The 21416-nt window shown below is 69.7% G+C and carries 24 protein-coding genes; 5 read left to right on the forward strand and 19 right to left on the reverse strand.

The features are described 5' to 3' along the window. Positions 1 to 12: 12 nt before the first annotated feature. Both EV655_RS00520 and EV655_RS00525 read right to left on the reverse strand, forming a co-directional pair. A complete protein-coding gene (locus tag EV655_RS00520; RefSeq protein ID WP_132540177.1) occupies positions 13 to 714 on the reverse strand; it encodes an EI24 domain-containing protein in 702 nt (233 codons plus the stop codon). Beyond that, positions 711 to 1289 carry a nitroreductase family protein gene (locus EV655_RS00525; protein WP_132541103.1) on the reverse strand — a complete coding sequence of 193 codons (579 nt, stop codon included), beginning with the start codon at positions 1287 to 1289 and terminating at the stop codon, positions 711 to 713. The genes EV655_RS00520 and EV655_RS00525 overlap by 4 nt, the downstream gene beginning before the upstream one ends. Positions 1290 to 1384: 95 nt before the next feature. Between EV655_RS00525 and EV655_RS00530 the strand changes: the two genes are divergently transcribed. Then, a complete protein-coding gene (locus EV655_RS00530) occupies positions 1385 to 1633 on the forward strand; it encodes a DUF167 domain-containing protein (protein ID WP_132540179.1) in 249 nt (82 codons plus the stop codon). A gap of 80 nt (positions 1634 to 1713) precedes the next feature. Here the strand turns inward: EV655_RS00530 and EV655_RS00535 are convergent, their stop codons facing one another. The 5 genes from EV655_RS00535 to meaB form a co-directional block, all read right to left on the reverse strand. Next, entirely contained in the window at positions 1714 to 2184 is a 471-nt protein-coding gene (locus EV655_RS00535) for a copper chaperone PCu(A)C (protein WP_132540182.1), read from the reverse strand. A gap of 45 nt (positions 2185 to 2229) precedes the next feature. Beyond that, positions 2230 to 2580 carry a hypothetical protein gene (locus EV655_RS00540; RefSeq protein ID WP_132540185.1) on the reverse strand — a complete coding sequence of 117 codons (351 nt, stop codon included), beginning with the start codon at positions 2578 to 2580 and terminating at the stop codon, positions 2230 to 2232. 126 nt (positions 2581 to 2706) lie between these two features. Beyond that, positions 2707 to 2994 (reverse strand): 50S ribosomal protein L28, encoded by a 288-nt coding sequence (gene rpmB, locus EV655_RS00545; protein WP_132540188.1) that lies wholly within the window; start codon positions 2992 to 2994, stop codon positions 2707 to 2709. 120 nt (positions 2995 to 3114) lie between these two features. After that, on the reverse strand, positions 3115 to 3855 hold the full coding sequence (locus tag EV655_RS00550) for a glutamine amidotransferase (protein ID WP_132540191.1): 741 nt from the start codon (positions 3853 to 3855) through the stop codon (positions 3115 to 3117). After that, positions 3852 to 4835 (reverse strand): methylmalonyl Co-A mutase-associated GTPase MeaB, encoded by a 984-nt coding sequence (meaB, locus tag EV655_RS00555; RefSeq protein ID WP_132541106.1) that lies wholly within the window; start codon positions 4833 to 4835, stop codon positions 3852 to 3854. The genes EV655_RS00550 and meaB overlap by 4 nt, the downstream gene beginning before the upstream one ends. Before the next feature lie 121 nt (positions 4836 to 4956). On the opposite strand from meaB, the gene hrpB reads away from it, so the two are divergent. Then, the gene (gene hrpB, locus EV655_RS00560; protein WP_132540194.1) at positions 4957 to 7398 is read left to right on the forward strand and encodes an ATP-dependent helicase HrpB; all 2442 of its coding nucleotides are present in this window, start codon (positions 4957 to 4959) and stop codon (positions 7396 to 7398) included. Between the two features lie 229 nt (positions 7399 to 7627). Here the strand turns inward: hrpB and argF are convergent, their stop codons facing one another. The 7 genes from argF to EV655_RS00595 all read right to left on the reverse strand — a co-directional run bounded on the left by argF (position 7628) and on the right by EV655_RS00595 (position 15080). Further along, complete coding sequence (gene argF / locus EV655_RS00565; RefSeq protein WP_132540197.1) at positions 7628 to 8554, reverse strand: ornithine carbamoyltransferase; 927 nt, start codon at positions 8552 to 8554, stop codon at positions 7628 to 7630. Then, on the reverse strand, positions 8551 to 9741 hold the full coding sequence (locus EV655_RS00570) for an aspartate aminotransferase family protein (RefSeq protein ID WP_132540200.1): 1191 nt from the start codon (positions 9739 to 9741) through the stop codon (positions 8551 to 8553). The genes argF and EV655_RS00570 overlap by 4 nt, the downstream gene beginning before the upstream one ends. 205 nt (positions 9742 to 9946) lie before the next feature. Beyond that, positions 9947 to 10858 carry an N-carbamoyl-D-amino-acid hydrolase gene (locus tag EV655_RS00575; RefSeq protein WP_132540203.1) on the reverse strand — a complete coding sequence of 304 codons (912 nt, stop codon included), beginning with the start codon at positions 10856 to 10858 and terminating at the stop codon, positions 9947 to 9949. Then, positions 10855 to 12117, reverse strand: a complete 1263-nt coding sequence (locus tag EV655_RS00580) for a diaminopropionate ammonia-lyase (protein ID WP_132540206.1) — start codon at positions 12115 to 12117, stop codon at positions 10855 to 10857. Before EV655_RS00580 ends, EV655_RS00575 begins: the two co-directional genes overlap by 4 nt. Before the next feature lie 76 nt (positions 12118 to 12193). Continuing rightward, positions 12194 to 13231, reverse strand: coding sequence for a TRAP transporter substrate-binding protein (locus tag EV655_RS00585; RefSeq protein WP_243644934.1), 1038 nt, complete (start codon positions 13229 to 13231; stop codon positions 12194 to 12196). Between the two features lie 32 nt (positions 13232 to 13263). Then, the gene (locus tag EV655_RS00590; RefSeq protein ID WP_132540209.1) at positions 13264 to 14547 is read right to left on the reverse strand and encodes a TRAP transporter large permease; all 1284 of its coding nucleotides are present in this window, start codon (positions 14545 to 14547) and stop codon (positions 13264 to 13266) included. Beyond that, the gene (locus EV655_RS00595) at positions 14547 to 15080 is read right to left on the reverse strand and encodes a TRAP transporter small permease (protein ID WP_165905224.1); all 534 of its coding nucleotides are present in this window, start codon (positions 15078 to 15080) and stop codon (positions 14547 to 14549) included. Before EV655_RS00595 ends, EV655_RS00590 begins: the two co-directional genes overlap by 1 nt. Positions 15081 to 15189: 109 nt before the next feature. Here EV655_RS00595 and EV655_RS00600 point away from each other — a divergent pair, with 109 nt between their 5' ends. Continuing rightward, positions 15190 to 16053, forward strand: a complete 864-nt coding sequence (locus EV655_RS00600) for a MurR/RpiR family transcriptional regulator (RefSeq protein ID WP_243644935.1) — start codon at positions 15190 to 15192, stop codon at positions 16051 to 16053. Positions 16054 to 16057: 4 nt separating this feature from the next. Here the strand turns inward: EV655_RS00600 and EV655_RS00605 are convergent, their stop codons facing one another. The 4 genes from EV655_RS00605 to cobT all read right to left on the reverse strand — a co-directional run bounded on the left by EV655_RS00605 (position 16058) and on the right by cobT (position 18735). Then, the gene (locus EV655_RS00605; RefSeq protein WP_132540215.1) at positions 16058 to 16324 is read right to left on the reverse strand and encodes a hypothetical protein; all 267 of its coding nucleotides are present in this window, start codon (positions 16322 to 16324) and stop codon (positions 16058 to 16060) included. A gap of 97 nt (positions 16325 to 16421) precedes the next feature. Further along, positions 16422 to 16973, reverse strand: a complete 552-nt coding sequence (cobC, locus tag EV655_RS00610; protein ID WP_132540218.1) for an alpha-ribazole phosphatase family protein — start codon at positions 16971 to 16973, stop codon at positions 16422 to 16424. Beyond that, complete coding sequence (cobS, locus tag EV655_RS00615; protein ID WP_132540221.1) at positions 16964 to 17731, reverse strand: adenosylcobinamide-GDP ribazoletransferase; 768 nt, start codon at positions 17729 to 17731, stop codon at positions 16964 to 16966. Before cobS ends, cobC begins: the two co-directional genes overlap by 10 nt. Beyond that, entirely contained in the window at positions 17728 to 18735 is a 1008-nt protein-coding gene (gene cobT / locus EV655_RS00620) for a nicotinate-nucleotide--dimethylbenzimidazole phosphoribosyltransferase (protein WP_132540224.1), read from the reverse strand. The genes cobS and cobT overlap by 4 nt, the downstream gene beginning before the upstream one ends. A 136-nt stretch (positions 18736 to 18871) precedes the next feature. Here cobT and cobU point away from each other — a divergent pair, with 136 nt between their 5' ends. Continuing rightward, positions 18872 to 19417: a bifunctional adenosylcobinamide kinase/adenosylcobinamide-phosphate guanylyltransferase gene (gene cobU / locus EV655_RS00625; protein WP_132540227.1), complete on the forward strand. Its 546-nt coding sequence runs from the start codon at positions 18872 to 18874 to the stop codon at positions 19415 to 19417. 9 nt (positions 19418 to 19426) lie between these two features. Here cobU and EV655_RS00630 read toward each other — a convergent pair whose 3' ends face one another. Beyond that, on the reverse strand, positions 19427 to 20083 hold the full coding sequence (locus tag EV655_RS00630; RefSeq protein WP_132540230.1) for a TetR/AcrR family transcriptional regulator: 657 nt from the start codon (positions 20081 to 20083) through the stop codon (positions 19427 to 19429). Between the two features lie 165 nt (positions 20084 to 20248). Between EV655_RS00630 and EV655_RS00635 the strand changes: the two genes are divergently transcribed. Continuing rightward, the gene (locus EV655_RS00635) at positions 20249 to 21397 is read left to right on the forward strand and encodes an efflux RND transporter periplasmic adaptor subunit (protein WP_132540232.1); all 1149 of its coding nucleotides are present in this window, start codon (positions 20249 to 20251) and stop codon (positions 21395 to 21397) included. The last annotated feature ends 19 nt before the right edge of the window (positions 21398 to 21416 follow it).

Consider the following 21416-nt stretch of genomic DNA (forward strand, 5'->3'; position numbering starts at 1 on the left):
CCGACCCTTGCCTCAGGCCGCCGGGGCCTGGGGCGCCAGCCGGTTCACCAGATGCGTGAACACCGCCGCGCCCAGGATCGGGATCACCAGGTTCACCAGCGGCAGCGACAGCGGCACCGCCATCAGCAGACCGGCGGCAAAGACCATCAGCCCGTGGCGCTTGCGCAGTGCCACGGCACCCTTGCGCCCAAGCCTGCGCATCGCCGCCATCTGGAAATATTCGCGGCCCAGCAGGAACCCGTTCACCGCCCAGAACAGGATCGGCGCGAAGGGACCAACCAGGAAATAGGCCACCAGCGCCACAAGGTTCACGGCCACCACCACCCCGAAGAACCCGACCGCATCGCGGATCTGGTCCAGGACCGGGATCGGCGCGACCTTGGGCAAATCCGGATAGTGCCGCGCCTCGACCGCCTCGGCGACATCGTCGAGAAAGATCCCGATGAAGGCCGAGGCGACCGGCACCATCAGGAAGATCGAAAGCACCAGCATCAGCACCAGCGAGGCGCCCGACGCCAGATCGTCGACCCACTGCACCTCGCCGATCCACGGCAGCGTGAAGCTGTCGGGCAAAAGCCAGCCGATCAGCAGGAAAACGGCCGCGTAGACAAGCGCCAGCAGCAGCACCGACAGCCCGATACCGAGCAGCAGAACCTTGCGGAAGGCACGGTCGCCAAACTGGCCAAGCGTCTTGAGAAAAGCGGTCAGGATCATTCGGACACCCATGTGGTGATCGTGTCGAGATCGGGGCGCGGGCGATCCGGCGGCGCGGCGGTCTCGGTCCCGATATGGATCACGCCCGCCACCCGTTCATGGGCGGCCAGGCCCAGCCCCTCGCCCGCGAATCCGGCGTCATGGGCGGGCCAGCCCGACAGCCAGTTCGCCCCCCAGCCCGACGCAAGCGCCGCGTTCAGCAGCGCAAGGCAGACGGCCCCCGCGGAATAGACCTGTTCGATCTCGGGGATCTTGTCGGATGGTTTCGGGGCCGAGATCACCGCGACCGCAAGGGGGCTGTCCTCGTAGGCCGACGCGGCCTTGTCGATCGCCTCCCGGGTCTGGCCCAGTGCCGCGCCGCGCTGGCGAACCAGCGCCGCAAGGCGCCGCAGCGCGGGCGCCTCCAGCACGATGAACCGCCAGGGTTCCAGCTTGCCGTGGTCGGGGCTGCGGGCGGCGGCGGTCAGGATCGGGATCAGCGCCTCGCGCGTGGGTGCGGGCGGGCGCAGAGTCTTGGCCGGACGCGAGCGGCGGGTCAGCAGGAAATCGAGCACGTCGGGGCGCGGGGCGGGCATCGGCATCTCCTTGGTCCTGCCCTTCATGTCGGCCATTGCCGCCGCGGGTTCAAGCCCGCTTGACGGACCCCGCGCGATGGGCCAGCAAGTTGCCCATGGACCTGACGCATCTTTCTGCGCCCGGCACCGAGATCGCGCTGCGCGTGACCCCCAAGGCGTCGCGCGACCGGATCACGCTGGAGGCCGGCGTTCTGCGCGTCTATGTCACCTCGGTGCCCGAGGACGGCAAGGCGAACGCGGCGGTGCTGAGACTGCTGGCCAAGGCGGTGGGCGTGCCGAAATCACGGCTCGAGATCGTGCGCGGACAGAGTTCGCGCGACAAGCTTGTGCGCGTGCTGGGCTGAGGGCGCGGGGCAAGGCCCCCTGTCGCCCGTCGGGTTTCGCCCCGGCAACAGCAAGGGCGAAACCCTGACATGCCCGGCTGTCAGTTCCCCATCTTCATCTGGCCACCCATCGCGTCGCGGGTCAGGTCGACGGGTATCTCTACCACCATCTCGCCCGCCTTCTCGAAGGTAAGCGTGACCGTGACCAGATCGCCCTGCGCCAGCGGCCGGGTAAGGCCCAGGAACATCACGTGGTCACCGCCACGTTCAAGCGCGCGGTTGCCACCGGCCGGGATCGGGAATCCTTCCTCGACCTCGACCATCTTCATCACGCCATTCGCGTCGGCCAAGTGGGTGTGCAACTCGACCTTCTCGGCGACGTCCGACGCCGCAGCGACCAGGCGGTCGTCGGCGGTGCCGGAATTGACGATGGTCATGAAAGCCGCCCCCGATTTCGACATCATCGTCGATGCCCGGGCATAGGGGGCCTGGATGGAGATGTCGCCGGCCAGCGCCGGCAGGGCGGGAACGAGCGCGAGAACGCCCGCGAAAAGTTTGGATTTCAGGGACATGATGTCCTTCCTTCGGGTGAAAGCCGGTTGGTCGGTGCGAAACGGTCAGGCCGCGCGCCACGGCGGGCCGCGCGCCCGGGGCGCCAGGGCCGTTCGGCCCGTCCGGCACGTTGCGGTGCGCGGTGGCTCCACGCCGGTCCAGCTTTCTGCCGGGCCGGGTAGCACCTGCCGGTCCAGCGCCAACACGGCCAGCGCTGCCAGCCCATCGGGACAGGGATGGGGCGGTCCGACCGGGTTACCCTCGGCATCGACCGCGATCGTCTGAAGCCCCATCCCGGTACAGACCACCACGACGCCCGCGGGCCCGGCCTCGCCGCGCGCGGCCGCAAGGCCCAGCGAAGCGACCGCGAGACCGAGCGCAAGGCTCAGGGCAAGGACAAGGCGCACATGTCGCATCGTCCTTGTTCTAGGGCCAGGATCGCCCAATGGGCAAACGGAAATCACGCCCGACCAGAAATGGCAGAAACGCGAAAGGCCCCGCGCGCATGCGCGGGGCCGTCATGGGATCGGAAAAGGCAGCGGTCAGGCGGTTGCCTGGGCCTTTTCGATATCTTTCTTGATCTTCAGCGCCTTGGGCGACAGTTCGGCATCAGCCGCCTTGGCGAGGAAGGCGTCAAGCCCGCCGCGGTGGTCGACAGTCCGCAGCGCCGCGGCCGACACGCGCAGCTTGAACGACCGGCCCAGCGCGTCGGAAATCATCGTGACGTCGTTCAGGTTCGGCAGGAACCGGCGCCTGGTCTTGTTGTTGGCGTGGCTGACATTGTTGCCGACCATCGGACCTTTTCCGGTCAGTTCACAGAGGCGCGACATGGGCGTGTTTCCTTGTCTCGAATAAAGCAATCGGCGCCGCATGCGCAGCACCGCGAATTCCGTCGCGGTGCAATACGGGCAATCCCGGGGGGCGTCAAGCAATTCATGGACCGCGGCGGCTCAGTCGCGGGCATAGCGCGCCACAAAGCGGTCCAGGATCGTCTCGGGCACATGCACATCCTCGGCCCGGCACATCGCGACCAGATCGGCGGCGGTTTCCGGTGGAAAATAGCCCCGGTCCTTGTAGATGCGGATGCGAAGCTCGAATCCCGCGCTGTCGGCCTCCGGGTGAAACTGGGTGGCGTAGACGTTCCGCCCGTGCCGGATCATCTGGAACGGGCACGGATCGGACGCCAGCAGGTGCACACAGCCCGGCGGCAGGTCCTGCACCGCCTCCTTGTGGCCGACGAAGGCACGGAACGTGCCGGGCAGGCCCGCCAGCAGCGGGTCGGCGCGGCCGGCCTCGGTCAGGCGGCAGGTCGTGGCGCCGACGGGTTCGCCATAGCGGCGCTTGCTGACCTCGGCGCCCAGGTGATGGGCGAGGATACCGATGCCGTAGCAGCAGCCCATGAAGGGCACGTCGCGGGCGGTGATCTCGGGCATGAGGCCCATAACCGCGGCCTCGATCCGCTTTTCGACGGGGGATTTCGCGTCCTCGGAGTCCGACACGCAGCCCGGGCCACCGCCCACGATCACCCCCGAAAAGGTATCGAGGTCAAGCCCCGACGGCAGGCCCTCGCGGTCGAGGCGAATCCGCAGAACCTGATCCGCACCCAGCCCGCCCTTGCGCAGGATCGCGGCGAATTCATCGTCGGAGGCCTCGGCCTCGGGGCGAAGCTGGAGGACCAAAAACGGCCTCAAGGCGCCGTCCCCAGCAGCGCCAGCATCTCGGCCGCGGCACGGGCAACGGGAATCTCGCCCGCCGCCACCGCGTCGCCCATACGCGCCATCCGCGTGCGCATCGCGGCGTCGTGGTCCAGACGGGCGAGCAGGCCGCGGCGCACCTCTTCGGCGAACCAGTAGCGCGCCTGTTCCGCCCGGCGGGCGTCGAAATGCCCGGTCTCCCGGCGCCAGGCAGCCAGCGCCTGCATCTCGCGCCACGCCTCGGCGAGCCCCGCCTCTTGCAGCGCCGAGACGCAGATCGCCTTGGGAAACCCGTCGGGATCCTGCGGGCGGCGGCGCAGCAGTTTCAGCGCGCCCGCGTAATCTGCCCGGGTGCGTTCGGCGGCGGGTTTCAGGTCGCCATCGGCCTTGTTGACGAGGATCAGGTCGGCCATCTCCATGATGCCACGCTTGACCCCCTGCAACTCGTCGCCGCCGCCGGGCGCCATCAGCAGGATGAAAAGGTCGGTCATCTCGGCGACCATGGTTTCCGACTGGCCCACGCCCACCGTCTCGATCAGCACGATGTCGAACCCGGCCGCCTCGCACAGTGTCACCGCCTCGCGGGTGCGCCGCGCGACGCCGCCCAGTGCCGACTGGCTGGGCGAGGGGCGGATGAAGGCGGCCGGATCGCGGGACAGCCGCTCCATCCGGGTCTTGTCGCCGAGGATCGAGCCGCCCGAGCGCGCCGATGAGGGGTCCACCGCCAGCACGGCAACCTTGTGACCCTGCCCGGTCAGCATCGTGCCAAAGCTTTCGACAAAGGTCGACTTGCCCACCCCCGGCGTGCCCGAGAGCCCGATGCGCAGCGCCGACCCGGGCGTGGCCGCCAGCGCATCCAGCAGCGCCTGCGCCTGCGCCCGGTGATCGGCGCGGCCGCTCTCGATCAGGGTGATCGCGCGGGCCAGCGCCCGGCGTTCGCCGGCGCGGATGCGCGCTGCAAGCTCGTCGGTCTCCATCGGCGGCTCCAGGTTGTGGGCGGGCCTGTCATGCCGCGTGCGGACGGGGCTGTCCACCCCTTTGCCACCCCCTTCCCCACCCCTCTGGCAGGTGCTCGCGAATTCGCGCATAACCCGGGCCATGATCCCCTTGCCCATCGACGACGCCCTGCCCGACCTGATCGCGGCGCTTGCCCGCGACCGGCGCGCCGTGCTGCAGGCCCCCCCGGGGGCGGGCAAGACGACGCGGGTACCGCTGGCGCTGCTGGATGCCGGGCTGACCGCGGGCCGGATCGTGATGCTGGAACCCCGCCGGCTGGCCGCGCGGGCCGCCGCCGAACGGATGGCCGAGACGCTGGGCGAAGAGGTCGGCCAGACCGTCGGCTACCGCATCCGCGGCGAAAGCCGGGTGGGCCGCGCGACCCGGATCGAGGTGGTGACCGAGGGAATCCTGACCCGGATGATCCAGTCCGATCCCGGCCTCGACGGTATCGGCGCGGTGATCTTCGACGAATTCCACGAACGCTCGCTGACCGCCGATCTGGGCCTGGCGCTGGTCTGGGAGGTGCGGGGCGCGCTGCGCGAGGATCTGATCCTGCTGGTCATGTCCGCGACGCTGGACGCCGCCCCGGTCGCGGCGATGATGGACGATGCGCCGGTGGTGACATCGCAGGGGGTCAGCTTTCCGGTAGACACCCGCTGGATCGGGAAACCCTTGGCCAAGGGCATGCGGATCCCCGAGGCAACCGCCAACCTGGTCGTGCAGGCGGTAACCGAAACCGAAGGCGGCGTGCTGGTCTTCCTGCCCGGCGAAGGCGAGATTCGCCGCTGTGCCGCGGCGCTTGCGGGCCGCCTGCCGGCCGACTGTCACATCCGCCCCCTGTACGGCGCCCTGCCCTTTGCCGAGCAGCGCGCGGCGATCCGGCCGGCGGGAACCGGGCGCAAGATCGTGCTCGCCACCTCGATCGCGGAAACCTCGCTGACCATCGAGGATGTCCGGGTGGTGGTTGATGCGGGCCGCGCCCGGCGGTCGCGATTCGACCCCAACTCTGGCATGGCGCGCCTGATGACCGAGCGCGTCACCCGCGCCGAGGCCGACCAGCGCCGCGGCCGCGCGGGCCGGGTCGCGCCGGGGATCTGCTACCGGCTCTGGACCCGCGGCGAAGAGGGGGGGCTTGCCCCCTATCCGCCGCCCGAGATCGAGGCGGGCGACCTTGCTGGGCTCGCCCTGGACCTGGCCGCCTGGGGCACCGACGATCCCGGCGCTTTGGCTTTCCTGACACCGCCGAACCCCGGCGCCTTCGACGAGGCGCGCACCTTGCTGGCCGGGCTTGGCGCGCTGGACGGGCGGGGGCGGATCACCGGTCACGGCCGCGCGCTGGCCGCGCTGCCCGTGCACCCGCGGCTTGGCCACATGCTGCTGGCAGCGGGCCGGCAGGCCGCTCCCCTCGCCGCGCTGCTGGAAGAGCGCGATCCGCTAAGGTGTGCGGGCAGCGACGTCGCGCTGCGGCTGCGGGCGCTGGAAGGACGGCGGGCCGATCTGCCGGTTCCGCCCGACCACGGCACCTTGGCCCGTATCCGTGCCGAGGCGCAGCGCCTGGCCGCCCGCGCCCCGGAAAGCCCCCGCGTCATGGGCCCGGGCGAGATGGCCGCGCTGGCCTATCCCGACCGGGTGGGCCTGCGGCGCAAGGGCGAGGCGCCCCGCTACATCTTGTCGGGCGGCAAGGGGGCGGTGCTCGACGAAACCGATCCGCTCGCCGGCCAACGCCTGATCGTGGCACTCGACCTCGACGGCGACGCGCGCGAGGCAAAGGTGCGGCTGGCTGCCGCCCTGACCGAGGCCGAGTTGCGCGCGGTGCATGGGGCCGCGATCGCCTGGCACGAGGTTTGCGACTGGTCGCGCCGCGAGAACCGGGTCGTGGCGCGCCGCCAGGAACGGTTCGGCGCCCTGGTGCTGGAGGACCGCGCCTGGCCGGACGCGCCGCCCGAGGCGCTGGCCCGCGCGGCGCTCGACGGCATCCGGGCACGCGGCCTGCCCTGGACCGAGCCTGCCCGCCGCTTCCAGGCAAGGGTGGAATTGTTGCGCGCAGAGGGGACGGACCTGCCAGACATGTCGGATGCGGGTCTGATGGCGCAGATCGGGGACTGGCTCCTGCCCCATCTCGACGGCGCCCGGACGGCCGAGGACCTGCGCCGCCTCGACCTCCTGCCCGCGCTCGGCGCCCGCCTGACCTGGGACCAGCAACAGACGCTCGACCGGCTCGCCCCGGCACATTTCGAGACACCTCTGGGCCGCAGGCTCGCCATCGACTATTCCGGCGAGGCCCCGTCCATCGCGCTGCGCCTGCAGGAACTCTTCGGAATGACAGACCACCCCACGGTGGGGCCAAGGCGCCTGCCGCTGCGCATCACCCTGCTGTCACCCGCCGGTCGGCCGGTGCAGGTGACCCAGGACCTGCCGGGCTTCTGGGCCAACTCCTATGCCGATGTGCGCAAGGACATGCGCGGGCGCTATCCGAAACACCCCTGGCCCGAGGATCCGACAGCGGCCGATCCGACCCTCCGGGCCCGGCGCCGGACCTGACCGCCGACCATCCGACTGCGCGCCTGCGGTGCAAGCCCTTCCTCTCGGGCCCGGCCCCGCCGGCCGGTCCCTCGGGCGGGCGCGGGCGGTGCCGGTCCGCGCCGTCCGTCCGTTCTTCTTGGCCAAAATACTCCCGCCGGAGGCACGCGCGGCCCTTTGGCCGCGCGCCACGCCCAACGCCGGACAAGCGGGGCGTCAGTCCCGCGCGGGCCGGGGGCGGGAGCGCGCCCTACACCCCCAGGCACCAGCGCAGGATCGCCTTCTGCGCGTGCAGCCGGTTCTCGGCTTCGTCGAAGATCACCGAATGGGGCCCGTCCATGACCGCGCTCGTCGCCTCGTCCTCGCGATGGGCGGGCAGGCAATGCATGAACAGCGCATCGGGTTTCGCCGCCGCCATCAGCCGCTCGGTCACCTGGTAGGGGCGCAGCTGGTTGTGCCGCCGCTCGCGCGCCGATTGCGGATCGTGCATGCTGACCCAGGTATCCGTCACCACCAGATCAGCCCCGGCGACGGCGCGCAGCGGGTCGCGGTCGATCTCGACGGTCACGCCCCTGGCGCGCGCCTCCGCGACGAACACCGCCTCGGGATCGAGCGTCGGCGGGCCGGTGAAGGTGAAGTCGAAGCCGAACTGCCCGGCGGCATGGATGAAGGACGCGCAGACGTTGTTGCCGTCGCCCGACCAGACCACCTTGCGGCCCCGGATCGGGCCGCGGTGCTCCTCGTAGGTCAGGATGTCGGCCATGATCTGGCAGGGATGGGTGCGGTTGGTCAGCCCGTTGATCACCGGCACCGTGGCGTGCTCGGCCATCTCGTGCAGGGTGGCCTCCTCGAAGGTCCGGATCATGATCAGATCGACGTAACGCGACAGCACGCGCGCGGTATCGGCGATCGTCTCGCCATGGCCAAGCTGCATGTCCTGGCCCGACAGCACCATGGTCTGGCCCCCCATCTGGCGCACGCCCACGTCAAAGCTGATCCGCGTCCGGGTCGAGGGTTTTTCGAAGATCAGCGCCACCATCCGGCCGACCAGCGGCTGCGCGTCATCGGGCGCGCCGCGGGGGCGGCCGGCGCGGGCCTCTTTCATGCTGCGCGCCTGGTCGATCATTGCCCGCAAATCGCCCGCGTCGGTCCCGTTGATGTCCAGGAAATGGCTCATGCCCCCGCCTCCTTCCGCGTCACGGCGGCGGCCGCCGCGTCCAGCCGGGCCACGGCCTCGGCAATCTCGTCCTCGGTGATGTTCAGGGGCGGCAACAGACGCACCACGTTGTCCGCCGCGGGCACGGTCAACAGCCGCTCGGCATAGCCCGCCTGCACGAGGTCGGTATTCGGCACCCGGCATTTCAGCCCCAGCATCAGCCCGACACCGCGCACGAGGTCGAAAACGTCCGGGTGGCTAGCCACCAGCCCTTCCAGCCTCTGGCGCAACAGCCCCGCCTTGCGGTTCACCTCGTCAAGGAAGGCTGGGGCGCCGACAATCTCCAGCACCGCCTTGCCCACCGCGCAGGCCAGCGGGTTGCCGCCATAGGTGGACCCATGCGTGCCCGCGGTCATGCCGCTGGCCGCCCCCTCGGTCGCCAGCACCGCGCCCAGCGGAAAGCCGCCGCCGATCCCCTTGGCGATCATCATGATGTCGGGCGCCACACCCGCCCATTCATGGGCGAAAAGCCGTCCCGTCCGTCCCATGCCGCATTGCACCTCATCGAAGATCAACAGCGTACCGGTCTGGTCGCACAACTCACGCAGGCCCTTCAGGCAGGGATCGGGCAGCGGCCGGATGCCGCCCTCGCCCTGCACGGGTTCCACCAGGATCGCCGCCACCGTGTCGTCGATGGCGTTGCTCAGCACCGCGTCATGGGCGGCGAAGGGCAGGTGAACGAACCCGGGCAGCAGCGGCCCGAAGCCCTTGGTCATCTTCTCGGACCCGGCCGCCGCGATCGCGGCCGAGGACCGGCCATGGAACGCGCCCGAAAAGGTGACGATGTTCACCCGGTCGGGCTGGCCCTTGTCGTACCAGTACTTCCGGGCCATCTTGACCGCCAGTTCGCAGCTTTCGGTGCCCGAATTGGTGAAGAACACCGTATCGGCAAAGGTCTTCTCCACCAGCGCGTCGGCCAGCGCCTGCTGTTCGGGAATCCGGTAGAGGTTCGACAGGTGCCAGAGCTTGCCCGCCTGCGCGCCCAGCGCGGCCACCAGCGCCGGATGCGCGTGGCCCAGCGCATTAACGCCGATGCCGGCCCCCATGTCCAGGTATCGGCTGCCGTCCGTCGCGATCAGCCATGTGCCTTCGCCCCGCTCGAATTCCAGCGGGGCACGGTTGTAGGTGGGCAGGACGGACGGGATCATCTGAAAAAATCCTCTTGGGAAGAGGCCATAGGGGTGCCCCAGGCCATCGGTCGAGTCAACGATGTGAGAGAGAGGCGCGTTGGCGCACGCGCGAGCGGCCGTCGGTCAGAGACGGCGGCGGCGTCGGCGCGCGGGGATATGGGCGAACGGCGTCATGGAATGTGCCCTTAGCGTGCTTCGCCGCACCTGTCCAGCGGCAAGGCGCTCAGGACACCGGGGCCACGAGCGCGCCGTATTCCTCGGGGCGGCGGTGCTGCTTGAAGTCGAAGATGTTGCGCCGGATCTCGGCGCAGCGGTCCAGATCAATGGTCGCCGTGATGACCTCGTCGCCCAGTGTCGCGGCGCGGGCAAGAATCTCGCCCGTGGGCGCGACGATCAGGCTGCCGCCGATCAGGTCGCACCCTTCCTCGCGCCCGGCCTTGGCCACGGCGACAGCCCAGAGCCCGTTCTGGTAGGCCCCCGCCTGCACCGACAGCTCGTTGTGGAAATATTGCAGGTGGTCATGTTCGGGCGCAGGCGGATAGTGCAGCGGCGTGTTGTAGCCCAGCACCACCAGTTCCGCCCCGCCCAGCCCCAGCATCCGCCAGGTCTCGGGCCAGCGGCGGTCGTTGCAGATGCACATGCCCAGCTTGCCGCCCAGCGCATCGAAGACCGGAAAGCCAAGGTCGCCCTTCTCGAAATAGCGCTTTTCCAGGTGCTGGAACGGCCGCCAGGGTTCGTGCTCGGGGTGGCCCGGCAGATGAACCTTGCGATACTTGCCGACGATGGCACCGGTTTCATCCACCAGGATCGCGGTGTTGAAGAAACGGCCCTCGGGGGTCAGTTCGGCATAGCCCAGATGAAAGGCGACCCCCAGCCGCGCCGCCTCGTCAAACAGCGGGCGGGTGTCGGACGACGGCATCTCGGTCTCGAACCAGCGGGCAAGCTCGGCCCGGTCCTCGATGAACCAGCGCGGAAAGAACGAGGTGAGCGCGAGTTCCGGGAAGACGACAAGGCGGGCACCGCGCGCGTGGGCCTCGCGCATCAGCGCAATCATGCGCGCGACCGCCGAGGCGCGGGATTCGTCGGCGGCGATGGGGCCCATCTGGGCAGCGGCGACGATGAATCTGCGGCTCATTCAGGGGCTCTCCGGTGGGGTTGGCGCGCGCGGACGGTGGCGGCGTCGGCACCGACCAGTTCGGCGTAAAGGGCAGGATCGGTGTCACCCTCTGTGCCGAAGACGAGCACCCGGGCGGCGGACGTCAGGCAGAGTGCCGCGCGGGCCTCTGCGTCGTCCATCGCGGCGAACAGCGCGGCGAGGCCCGCCACAGCGGATTCCCCGGCGACAAGCGGCGGATCGGCCGCGACGGGGTCGGCCAGCCGGCGCATCATCTCGACGGCGGCCGCGTCGGGCACCGCCATCGCGGCATCGCCATGGGTGGAAAGGATCTGCCAGGCCAGCGCCGAGACCTCGCCGCAGGCCAGCCCCGCCATCAGCGTGTCGAGATCGCCGTGAACGGGCGTGGGCGCGCCCGCCCGGTAGCTGTCGACCCAACAGGCGGACTGATCGGGGTCGGCCAGAACGATCACCGGGCGCCCCTCGCCCCAGCGCCGCTTGGCCTGGGCCGCGACGGCTGCGGCCATGCCGCCCACGCCGGTCTGCAGGAAGACGTGGGTGGGCGGCTCGGACAGCGCCTCGAACGCTTCGGCGGCCATCAGTTCATAGCCCTGCATCACGTCCTTGGGGATCTCCATGTAGCCCGGGTAGGAGGTGTCGGAGACGACGAACCAGCCCTCGCGGCTGGCGGTCTGCTGCGCCTCGCGCACGCTGTCGTCGTAATTGCCCGCGCAGCGGCGGACCTCGGCGCCGTAGGCCGCGATCGCGGCCTTGCGGCCCTCGGAAACGGTGGCGTGGATGAAAATCACGCAAGCACAGCCAAAGGTCTGCGCGCCCCAGGCGACCGACCGGCCATGGTTGCCGTCCGTCGCACAGCAGACGGTAATGCCCGCGACCAGATCGGCATGGGCGCCGGTCACGATCTCGGCCATCGGCACCGGGTGGCCCATGGCGGTTTCCACCTCGCGCTGCAACAGCCGCGCCACGGCATAGGCACCGCCCAGCGCCTTGAAACTGCCGAGGCCAAAGCGGCCGGATTCGTCCTTGTAATGGATCGAGGCCACGCCCGCCGCGCGCGCCAGCCCCGGCAGCGCGACCAGCGGCGTGGGCGCATAACCCGGCCATGACGAGATCGTCGCGCGCGCGGCGCTGAAGGCCGCGTCGCCGAGGATCGCGTTCTGGTCGGCGGTCCACGGCGCCTTGTGCAAGGCCGTGGGGTTCTTCACCAGCGTGAAGGGCCGTGCGACGCCCGGGCCGCGCCGTGAGATTTCGACTGTCATTGCGTCCCTCGTCATGCGGCCGGGGGCAACTCGCCCCCGGCCCTTGTGGTTCCGCACAAGACCCCGCACAAGGGGATCAGAACGCGCCCTTCTCTTCCTCGATCGAGGCCAGCAGCGCCTCCAGCATCGCGATGCCCTCGGCGCCGTACTGCTTTTCGATCAGCGCGCGGACGGCGGGTTGTGCAGCCTCGGCGAACCGCGCCTGCTCCTCGGGGCCGAGGACGTTCACCTCCATCTTCTGGGCCAGGGCGGGCAGCCCGCGGTCCGAGGCCTCGATCACCCGGCTCATCGCACGGCCCGACTCGGTCGCCACCTCGGCCGCCCAGTTCACCAGCGTGCGATGCTCGTCGGACAGGCCGTTGTAGAAGTCGGCGTTCATCGACCAGATGTAGGGCGTGATCACGTGGTTGGTGATCGAAAGGTATTTCTGCACCTCGTCGAACTTGGCAAAGGCGATGATCGGCACCGGGTTCATCTGCCCGTCGGCAACGCCGGTCTGCAGCGCCGTGTAGACCTCGGCCCAGGGCAGCGGCGTGGGCTGGCCGCCCAGCGACGAGACGATCGCCTCATGCGTCGGCAGGGTCATGGTGCGGATGCGCAGCCCCTCCATGTCGGCCACGCTTTCGATCGGCTTCTTCGAATTGGTGAAGGCGAAGAAACCGCCCGAGTCGATCAGGCCCAGGACCTTGAGCCCGGTCTTGCCCTCGAGATCGGCGATGAACTTCTGCCCGAAACTCGAGTCCTTGCTGATCACGCGGCTGGCCACACCGATATTCGGAAAGGCAAAGGGGATGTCGAACACACCCACCAGGTTGTAATGCGTGGCGATACCACCCGCCGACGAGATCGTGCTTTCCACGAGCCCGGTGCGCACCTGCTCGATCACCTCGTCATCCTTGCCAAGCTGACCGTTGGGGAAAAGCTGCACCTCGATCGCGCCGTTAGAGTTCGACTCGACAAGGCTCTTGAACACGGCGGCCATGGTGCCCGAATGGCTCTGGAACGGGTCTTCGGGGTTGAGGTGGGCAAGCCGGATCGTCACGTCGGCGGCAAGGGCCTGGCCCGCCACCAGAACAGCGGCGAGCGTTACGCCCATGGTATTGAAAATATTCATCTTTATCTCCCTGCTGGTTGGATTTGGGCCGCTCAGAGTCCGAACAGCCGTGGAACGAAAAGCGTGAGGCCGGGCCAGAACGCGATCAGCAAGAGGATCGCAACCTCGGCCAGGATGAAGGGCCAAAGCTCGCGGGTGATCGCCTCGATCCGTTCACCGGTGACCGAGGACAGCACGAACAGGCAGGCGCCCACCGGTGGTGTCATCAGCGAGATGTTCAGCGCCAGGATTATCATGATGCCCGCATGCACCGGATCCATCCCGATGCCGAGTGTCAGGGGCGCCAGGACAGGGGCCAGGATGATCAGCGTCGCGTTGATATCCATCACCAGCCCGATCGCCAGCAATAGCAGGACGATCAGCCCGATGATGACCTGCGGGTTGTCCGAGATCGCCAGAAGCCCCTCGGCGATGGCCTGGGGCACGCGGTTGAAGGTCATCCACCAGCCAAGGATCGTCGCGGATGCGATGATCAGGAAGATCACGCCGGTGATCCGCGTGGTGCGCACCGCGACCTCGTACAGATCGCGCCAACTGAGCGCGCGGTAGACCACACCACCCACGAACAGCGCATAGGCGACCGCGATGGCCGCCGCCTCGGTGGGTGTTGCGATGCCCAGCAGGATCGAGCCGAGGATGAAGACCGGCAGAACAGCCGCGAGAAATCCCTCGCGCAACGCGTCGATGACCCCGCGAAAGCTTGGCCGCCCCTCGCCCTTGGGCAGGCCCTTGCGTTTCGCGGTCAGCGCGATCACCGCCATGCAGATGGCGCAGATCAACAACCCCGGCAGGATGCCCGCCGCGAACAGCCCCGCGATCGAGACACCCATGATCGAGCCGTAGATGATGGCGAGGGTGGACGGCGGGATCGTCGGCCCGATGATCGAACCCGCCGCGGTGACCGCGCAGGCATAGGACCGCGAATAGCCCGCCTTCTGCATCGCGGGGACCAGCGTGTTGCCGAAGGCCGCGGCGTCGGCGGTGGCCGATCCGGTGATGCCGGCGAACATCACGCTTGCCACCATGTTGGAATGGGCCATCCCGCCCCGCATCCAGCCGACCAGCGCATCGGCCAGCTTGACCAGCCCCGCGGTGATGCCCGACCGGTTCATGATCTCGCCCGCCAGAATGAAGAAGGGCATCGCAAGGAACGGGAAGAGGTCGAGCCCGGCAAAGACCCGGTCGGGCGCCATCGCCATGAACCTGGGCCCCATGTCGAGGATGCCGACCATTCCCGCGACGCCGATGGAAATGCCGACCGGCATGCCCAGCGCCATCAGGCCGAAGAACGCGATCGGAACGAGGTAGAAACCCATCAGCCGACCCTCGCATCGGGGGTGGGCGCGCTGACCGCCTCGGGCACATCGCGGGCAAAGAAGTCGTGAAGTCCGATCAATGCCAACTGGACGCAGGCCATCGCCGCGGCCAGCGGCACGCCCGCGAAGGCATAGCCCTTGGGCATGGCGTAGATCATCGTCAGCCGCGAAAAACCGCGCTCGGCAAAGCCGAGCCCGTACCAGAACAGCGCGAAGAAGAAGGCAAACCCGATCACGTCGAAGCCGACCGCAAGCCAGCGCCGTGCCGCCGCAGGCAACCGCTCGAACACGAAGGCCACGCCGATATGCTCGCGATGGGCGATACCGCTCGAAACCGCCAGCAGCGCCATCCAGATCATCAGGTAGCGCGCCAGTTCCTCGGTAAAGGTCAGGGGCAGCGGGATCACGTAGCGGACCAGAACCCCCAGCCAGACATCCAGCACCAGAAGCACCAGAAGCGCCACGCAGATCCGTTCCACCAGCCAGTTCACGCGCCGGCTCAGACGTTTGGCGGTGGTGGCGATGTCACCCATCCAGGGCATTTCCCGCTGCAAAAAGGATCGTGGCCTTGATCCCGACGGTGAAAGCAGGTTTTCATTCCGTCAACAAAAACCGAAAATGATTTTTCGCGGAGACCGAGCCTTGCCCGAAATCGAGGCGCCTGGCACATCGCTCGTGCAAAGGATTCACGCGGTCTATGATGCGCTTCCGGCCGGCGAGCGCAGGGCGGCCGACATCGTGCTGGACCGGCCCGGGGAACTGGCGCTCTGGTCGGCCTCGGAACTCGCCGCGCAGGCCGTGGTGTCGAACGCGACGGTCTCTCGGTTCGTTCGGCGGCTTGGCTACGCATCCTACGACGCAGCACGCCGCGAGGCGCGGGCGATGCGCCGGGCGGGATCGCCGCTCGAACTTGCCCGGCGGGTGGCGACGGGCCCCGACAGCGACGATCCCGCCGCCGTGCTGGCGGCCGACACGCAACTGTTGCAGGCCGCCCATGGGCTGCTCGACCAGACCATGACGGCCGAGATCGCCGCGCGGATGGCGCATGCGCCGCGGGTCCGGCTGGCGGGGTTCCGCAACAGCTATATCGCCGCGGAATACGGCCGAACGATGCTGGCCCAGCTACGCCCCGACGTCGAGATGCTGAACGCGCCCGGCCAGACGCTGGCCGAGGGGATCGCGGGCGTCGGACCGGGGGATATGGTGTTGATCGTCGGGCTGCGCCGACGCCCTGCCGGGTTCCGCCGGTTCGTCCGTGCGGTGGCCGGGACCGGGGCGGATGTCGCGTTGCTGGCTGATCCGGGCATCCGTGAAACACCGGCCGAGGCGCGCTGGACGCTGACCTGCCCGGTCGAGGCCGCGCAGGTTCTGGATTCCTATGTGGGGGTTCTGTCGGTGCTGCGCGTGCTGGCGCTGGCGGTCATGCAGCAGCTCGGCCCGGCGGCCCACGATCACCTGTCGCGGATCGAGACACTCCACGACGCGCTGGACGAAATTGGCCGTTAGACCGTCAGATGCCGCGGCGCACCGAACCCGGCCCCGCGGTTTCCCTTGGCGCGGGCGGGGCAGCGGCAAGCAGCGCGAGCGGGCCGAGCAGAACCGTCAGCAACCGGCCATTCTCGCGCCGTGTCACATGCCAGCCGACATAGGGCAGCGTCTGGTTGTCCGACCGCCAGGGATGCGGCTCTGCCCAGTCGTCGGCGAGGCGCAGGCAAAGGAAGACAGGCAGGGTTCCCCGCCGTTCGGGGATCATCACCTTGAAAAGCGTTCTGGGCATCGGTTGGTCCGTTCACTTCGGGGCAGCCCCCGGCTTTGCACAGAAGCTATTCCGACTCAGGGGTTTGACCACAGTCTTTTCGCAGGATGCGGCGTTTTTACGGCATTGGGCGGGCTGCAAGCGCGGACAGATCGCCCGCCGACAGCGCCAGCGTCTGGCCATGGGAAAAGCGGCAGGCCCAGCTTTCGTCCCGGCCCAGCAGGTGCTGCGCGGCCCGCATCAGCCCGGCGTGGGTGACCGCCAGCCAGCCAGCCGCCCCGCCCTGCCCGGCCAGCCAGTCGGCCACCCGCGCGGTGAACATCGCGACGCTTTCCCCGCCATGGGGCCGGGCATTCCAGAAATCAGCGGCCCAGGCATCGAGTTCGTCGCGCGGCACTGCGTCCCAGGCAAGCCCTTCCCACGCGCCGAAATCAATCTCGATCAGCCGGGGCTCGACCTCGACCGGCAGACCGCGCGCCGCGCCGATGTGCTCGGCCAGCGCGCGGCAGCGGATCAGCGGGCTGGTCAGCACGCGGGTCACGGGCGGCATCGCGTCCAGCACCGCCGCCGCCTCGTCCGCAAAGCCGGGCCCCGGCGGCAGGTCGAGCCGGCCATAACAGGTGCCGGGCGCCACGTCGGGCGCGGTGTGGCGCACCAGGATCAGGCCCATGCCAGAAGGCCCAGCAGAATCGCGGTTTCGGAAAGTTGCTGCACCGCGCCCAGCCCGTCGCCGGTATAGCCGCCAAGCCGCCGCCGCAGCATCGCGCCCAGCCAGAGCGTGACCGCAGCGGCGGCAAGCACCGCCGAGACCGCCGCAGCCAGCCCGCTGGCAAGCGCAAGGCCCAGCACCGTCAGGAGGCCGGTGGCCAGCGCGATCCGCATCCCGTCCTGCCCCGGGCCCGCGGTGGAGAATCCCGCCTTGCCGTCGGGCCGGGCATAGGGCATCCGCGCCATGGTCAGCAGAACGGCCAACCGGCTGAGAGCATGCGCCGCGACCAGCGCCGCGACCGCGCCCGCCCCCAGATGGGCAAGCGCCGCAGCCTTCAGCGCGAGCACAAGACCCAGCGCAACCGCCCCATAGCTGCCGATCCGGCTATCGCGCATGATCTCGAGTGCGTGCGCGCGGGTGGTGCCGCCGCCCAGCCCGTCGGCCATGTCTGCCAACCCGTCCTCGTGCAGCGCACCGGTCAGCCGCACCCCCGCGGCCAGCGCCAGCAGCACCGCCACAACCGTCGGCAGCACCAGCGCGGCCAGCGCGTAGACCACCGCCAGAACCGCACCGATCCCCAGCCCCACCAGCGGGAAATACCGCGTTGCCCGGGCCATCCTCTCGGACGTGTATCCCGGATCGGGCGGCACCGGCAGGCGGGTCAGGAACCCGACCGCCAGCAGGATCAGCTGCCGCTCTTCGGCCAGCCGCGTGCTCATGCCGGGCCCGTCACCCCGGCATCCTCGAAGCTGGCCATCTCGGTCAGCATCGCGGCGGCCGCCCTGAGCAGCGGCCAGGCCAGCAAGGCTCCGGTGCCCTCGCCAAGACGAAGGCCAAGCGAAAGCAGCGGCTCGGCGCCCAGTGCCTCCAGCAGCGCCCGGTGCCCCTGTTCCTCGGACTTGTGGGCGAAAACCATCGCGGCGCGTGTCTCGGGCGCGATGCGGCAGGCGGCCAGCGCCGCAGCGGTGGCGATGAAGCCGTCGACGATGACGATCCGGCGCGCGGCCGCCGCGCCGATCATCGCGCCTGCCATCATCGCGATCTCGAACCCGCCATACTCGGCCAGCGCCGCGGCGGGCGCCAGATCGCCCGTGCGCGCCGCCGCACGTTCCAGCACCGCACGCTTGTGCGACAGACCCGTGTCGTCAAGCCCGGTGCCCCGCCCGGTCAGCACGTCAAGACCGATCCCCGTCAGCTTGTGCCCCAGCGCGGCCGCCGATGCCGTGTTGGCGATGCCCATTTCGCCAAAGGCCACCGCGTCCCAGTCGCCGTCCGCGCCCAGCGCCCGGCCTTCGGAAAGCGCCCTGTCGCATTGCTCCGCGGTCATCGCGGGGCCGGTCAGAAAACTCGCCGTGCCCGCCCCGATGCGGCGGTCGATCAGCCCCGCGAGGCCGAACGACGCGCCCGCCACGCCGGCGTCCACCACGCGCAGATCGGCGCCGACACTGCGCGCGAAGACGTTCGCGGCGGCCCCACCCGACAGGAAGTTCAGCACCATCTGCCGCGTCACCTCCTGCGGGAACAGCGACACGCCCTCGGTGGCGACTCCGTGATCGGCGGCAAAGATCGTCAGCTGGCAACGCGCCATCCGCGGCGCTGTGCTGCCCTGCACCAGACCGATCTGCGCGGCCAGCGCCTCGATCCGGCCGAGCGAGCCCGGCGGTTTCGTCTTGATGTCGATCCGGCGTTTCAACTCGGCGGCTAGGGTCTCGGTATCAGTCATGGTCGCTCCGGTCGGTTTGGCCGAGCCGTCATAGGCCCGCCCAACGGCGTCATCAACCGGCAACGGATGCCGCAGGCGGGTGCACCGCCGTTGCCGCATGGCCGCAGTACGATTGATCCCCTTGCCGGGGCGGGCTATGGACCGGCGCAGACAGGCGACAGGGGGCGCGGGCAAGGTGGGACAGGTCATTCTGGTTACCGGCGGCGCGCGCTCGGGCAAGAGCCGCCATGCCGAGGCGCGCGTCCGCGCCCTGCCCGGCCAGCCGGTCTACATCGCCACCGCGCGCGCGGACGACGACGAGATGCGCGCGCGCATTGCCCACCACATCGACCGGCGCGGCTCGGGCTGGATCACGGTCGAGGAACCTTTCGATCTGATCGGCGCGCTGGACCGCAGCGACGGGCAGGGTCCGCGCCTGGTCGACTGCCTGACGCTGTGGCTGTCTAACCTGATGTTCGACGACCGGGCGTGGGAGCCCGAGGCCGAGGCGCTGGTCGCCGCGCTGGCCCGGCAGGCAAGCCCCGTGATTCTGGTCTCTAACGAGGTCGGCATGGGGATCGTTCCGGCGAACGCGCTGGCCCGCGCGTTCCGCGACGCGCAGGGCTGGCTGAACCAGCGCGTCGCCGAGGCCGCGGATGAGGTCGAATTCGTGGTCTCGGGCCTGCCGCTAAAGGTGAAGTAGCCGGGCGCCTCAGTCGCGCACGGCCTCTGGCGGCGCCGCGGCGATACCCCTCAGAAAGACGGTGATCGCCCGGTCGACGCGCGCGCGCGATGTCTCGGGCTGTTCGCCGGCCTTGCCGGCATCCAGCAGCTTGTCCAGCGGGCAGGGCAGCGCCATGGCATGCAGCAGCGCCGCCGCGGTCTCGGTGTCGTCGATGCCGATCTCGCCCGCCGCCACCCCGCGGTCAAGCTCGGCGCGGATCAGGCGGCGGATCGCCCGGGGTCCTTCCTCGAGCATGCTTTCGGCCAGATCGGGATGGCGCGGCGCCTCGGCGATCGCCGCGCGCATCACCTCGAGTGGGACCGATCCCGCGGCGGGCAGCCGGTCGGGCGCCAGCAGCAGACGCAGCCGTTCGGCCAGCGGCCGGGCGGCCTGTGCGGGTGTCAGCGGCGCGACGATTCCCTCGCGCAGCCGCCGAACCAGTGCGGGAAACAACACCGCGCGCCCGTCGAACACGGCGTAGAGCGTGCGCTTGGACATGCCGGCCTCGCGCGCGACGGCGGCCATGGTGGTGCCCTGCAAACCGCGGGCCAGCAGGACCCGCTCGGCCGCGTCGAGAATCATGCGCTCGCGCTCGGCGGGCTGCATCTGGGGCGGGCGGCCCCGGCGTGGCGTGCGGTTGCCCATCGTTGCGGCATTGACCTCTTTTTGTGCGGTTTTGCATCGCCGAGTACCGCGCCAAGCCGATTCCAGCTTGCGCGGAGGCGCCGAAGCGAATAACGAAACGCTTAGGTTTTATAAATGCGCGCGCCGCTCTTTGCCAGAGCTTTCGCCTACCCCAGGAGCCCTGCCATGCCCCGCCTTCTCCGGGTTCTCACTGCCGTCCTGACGCTTTCGCTTGCCGCCGCGACGGCAGCCCCGGCCCAGCAGGGCCCCGCACAGGGTGGCGAGCGACCGCCGACGCCGGTGACGGTGGTCACGCTGCGCGCAAAGGACGTGACGCTTACCACACGGCTGCCCGGCCGCGTGGTGGCCGCGGGCGTAGCCGAGGTGCGCCCGCAGGTCGCGGGCATCATCACCGAGCGGTTGTTCGCCGAAGGCGCCGAGGTCAGCCTGGGTGACGCGCTCTACCGGATCGACGCGGCAAGCTACGAGGCGCAGGTCGCCGCCGCGCAGGCCGCCGTCGCGCAGGCCGAGGCGACGCGGGGCGCCGCCCGGAAAGAAGCGACCAGGCTGCGCGAGTTGCTGGCGCGCAACGTCACCAGCGAACAGGCGGTGGACGACGCCGATGCGGCCCTCGCCGCAGCCGAGGCCGGACTGCAGGTGGCCAAGGCGCAGCTTCTGGCGGCCGAGATCGACCTTGATCGCACCACGATCAAGGCACCGCTGTCGGGCACCGTGGGCCGGTCGCTGACCACCCGGGGCGCGCTGGTCACCGCCGGCCAGGCCGAGCCGCTGGCCGTGATCCGCTCGCTTGACCCGGTTTTCGTCGACGTCACCATGTCGGCCGCGGAGCTGGTGGCCTGGCGGCGCGGGCACATGCAGGCACGGCTGGGCGATGCCGACCGCACCGTCAGCCTGAACTTGCCCGATGGCGGCGGCTACGAGCATACGGGCGAGTTGACCGCGGCCGAACCGCAGGTGGACACGCAAACCGGCGTGGTCGTCCTGAGGATGGAATTTCCAAACCCGGACAAGCTGTTGCTTCCCGGCATGTATGTGCAGGTGGACATGCCGCAGGGCGTGGTCGACAATGCCATCCTGGCCCCGCAGGAAGCGGTCGGCCGCGATCGCAGGGGCCGGCCCACTGCGATGGTCGTGACCCCGGAAAACACCGTCGAAGAGCGCGTGCTGACCGTTCTGAGCGACAGGGATACCGACTGGATCGTGACCGGCGGCCTTGCCGATGGCGACCGGGTGATCGTCGCCGGGCTGCAGAAGATCGCACCCGGCGCGCCCGTCGCGCCCGAGGAACGGGCCGCCCCGGCCCCCGCCAACTGACCCCCGGAGAGACCGCGCC

Source organism: Rhodovulum euryhalinum (genome assembly GCF_004342445.1).
GTDB lineage: Bacteria > Pseudomonadota > Alphaproteobacteria > Rhodobacterales > Rhodobacteraceae > Rhodovulum > Rhodovulum euryhalinum.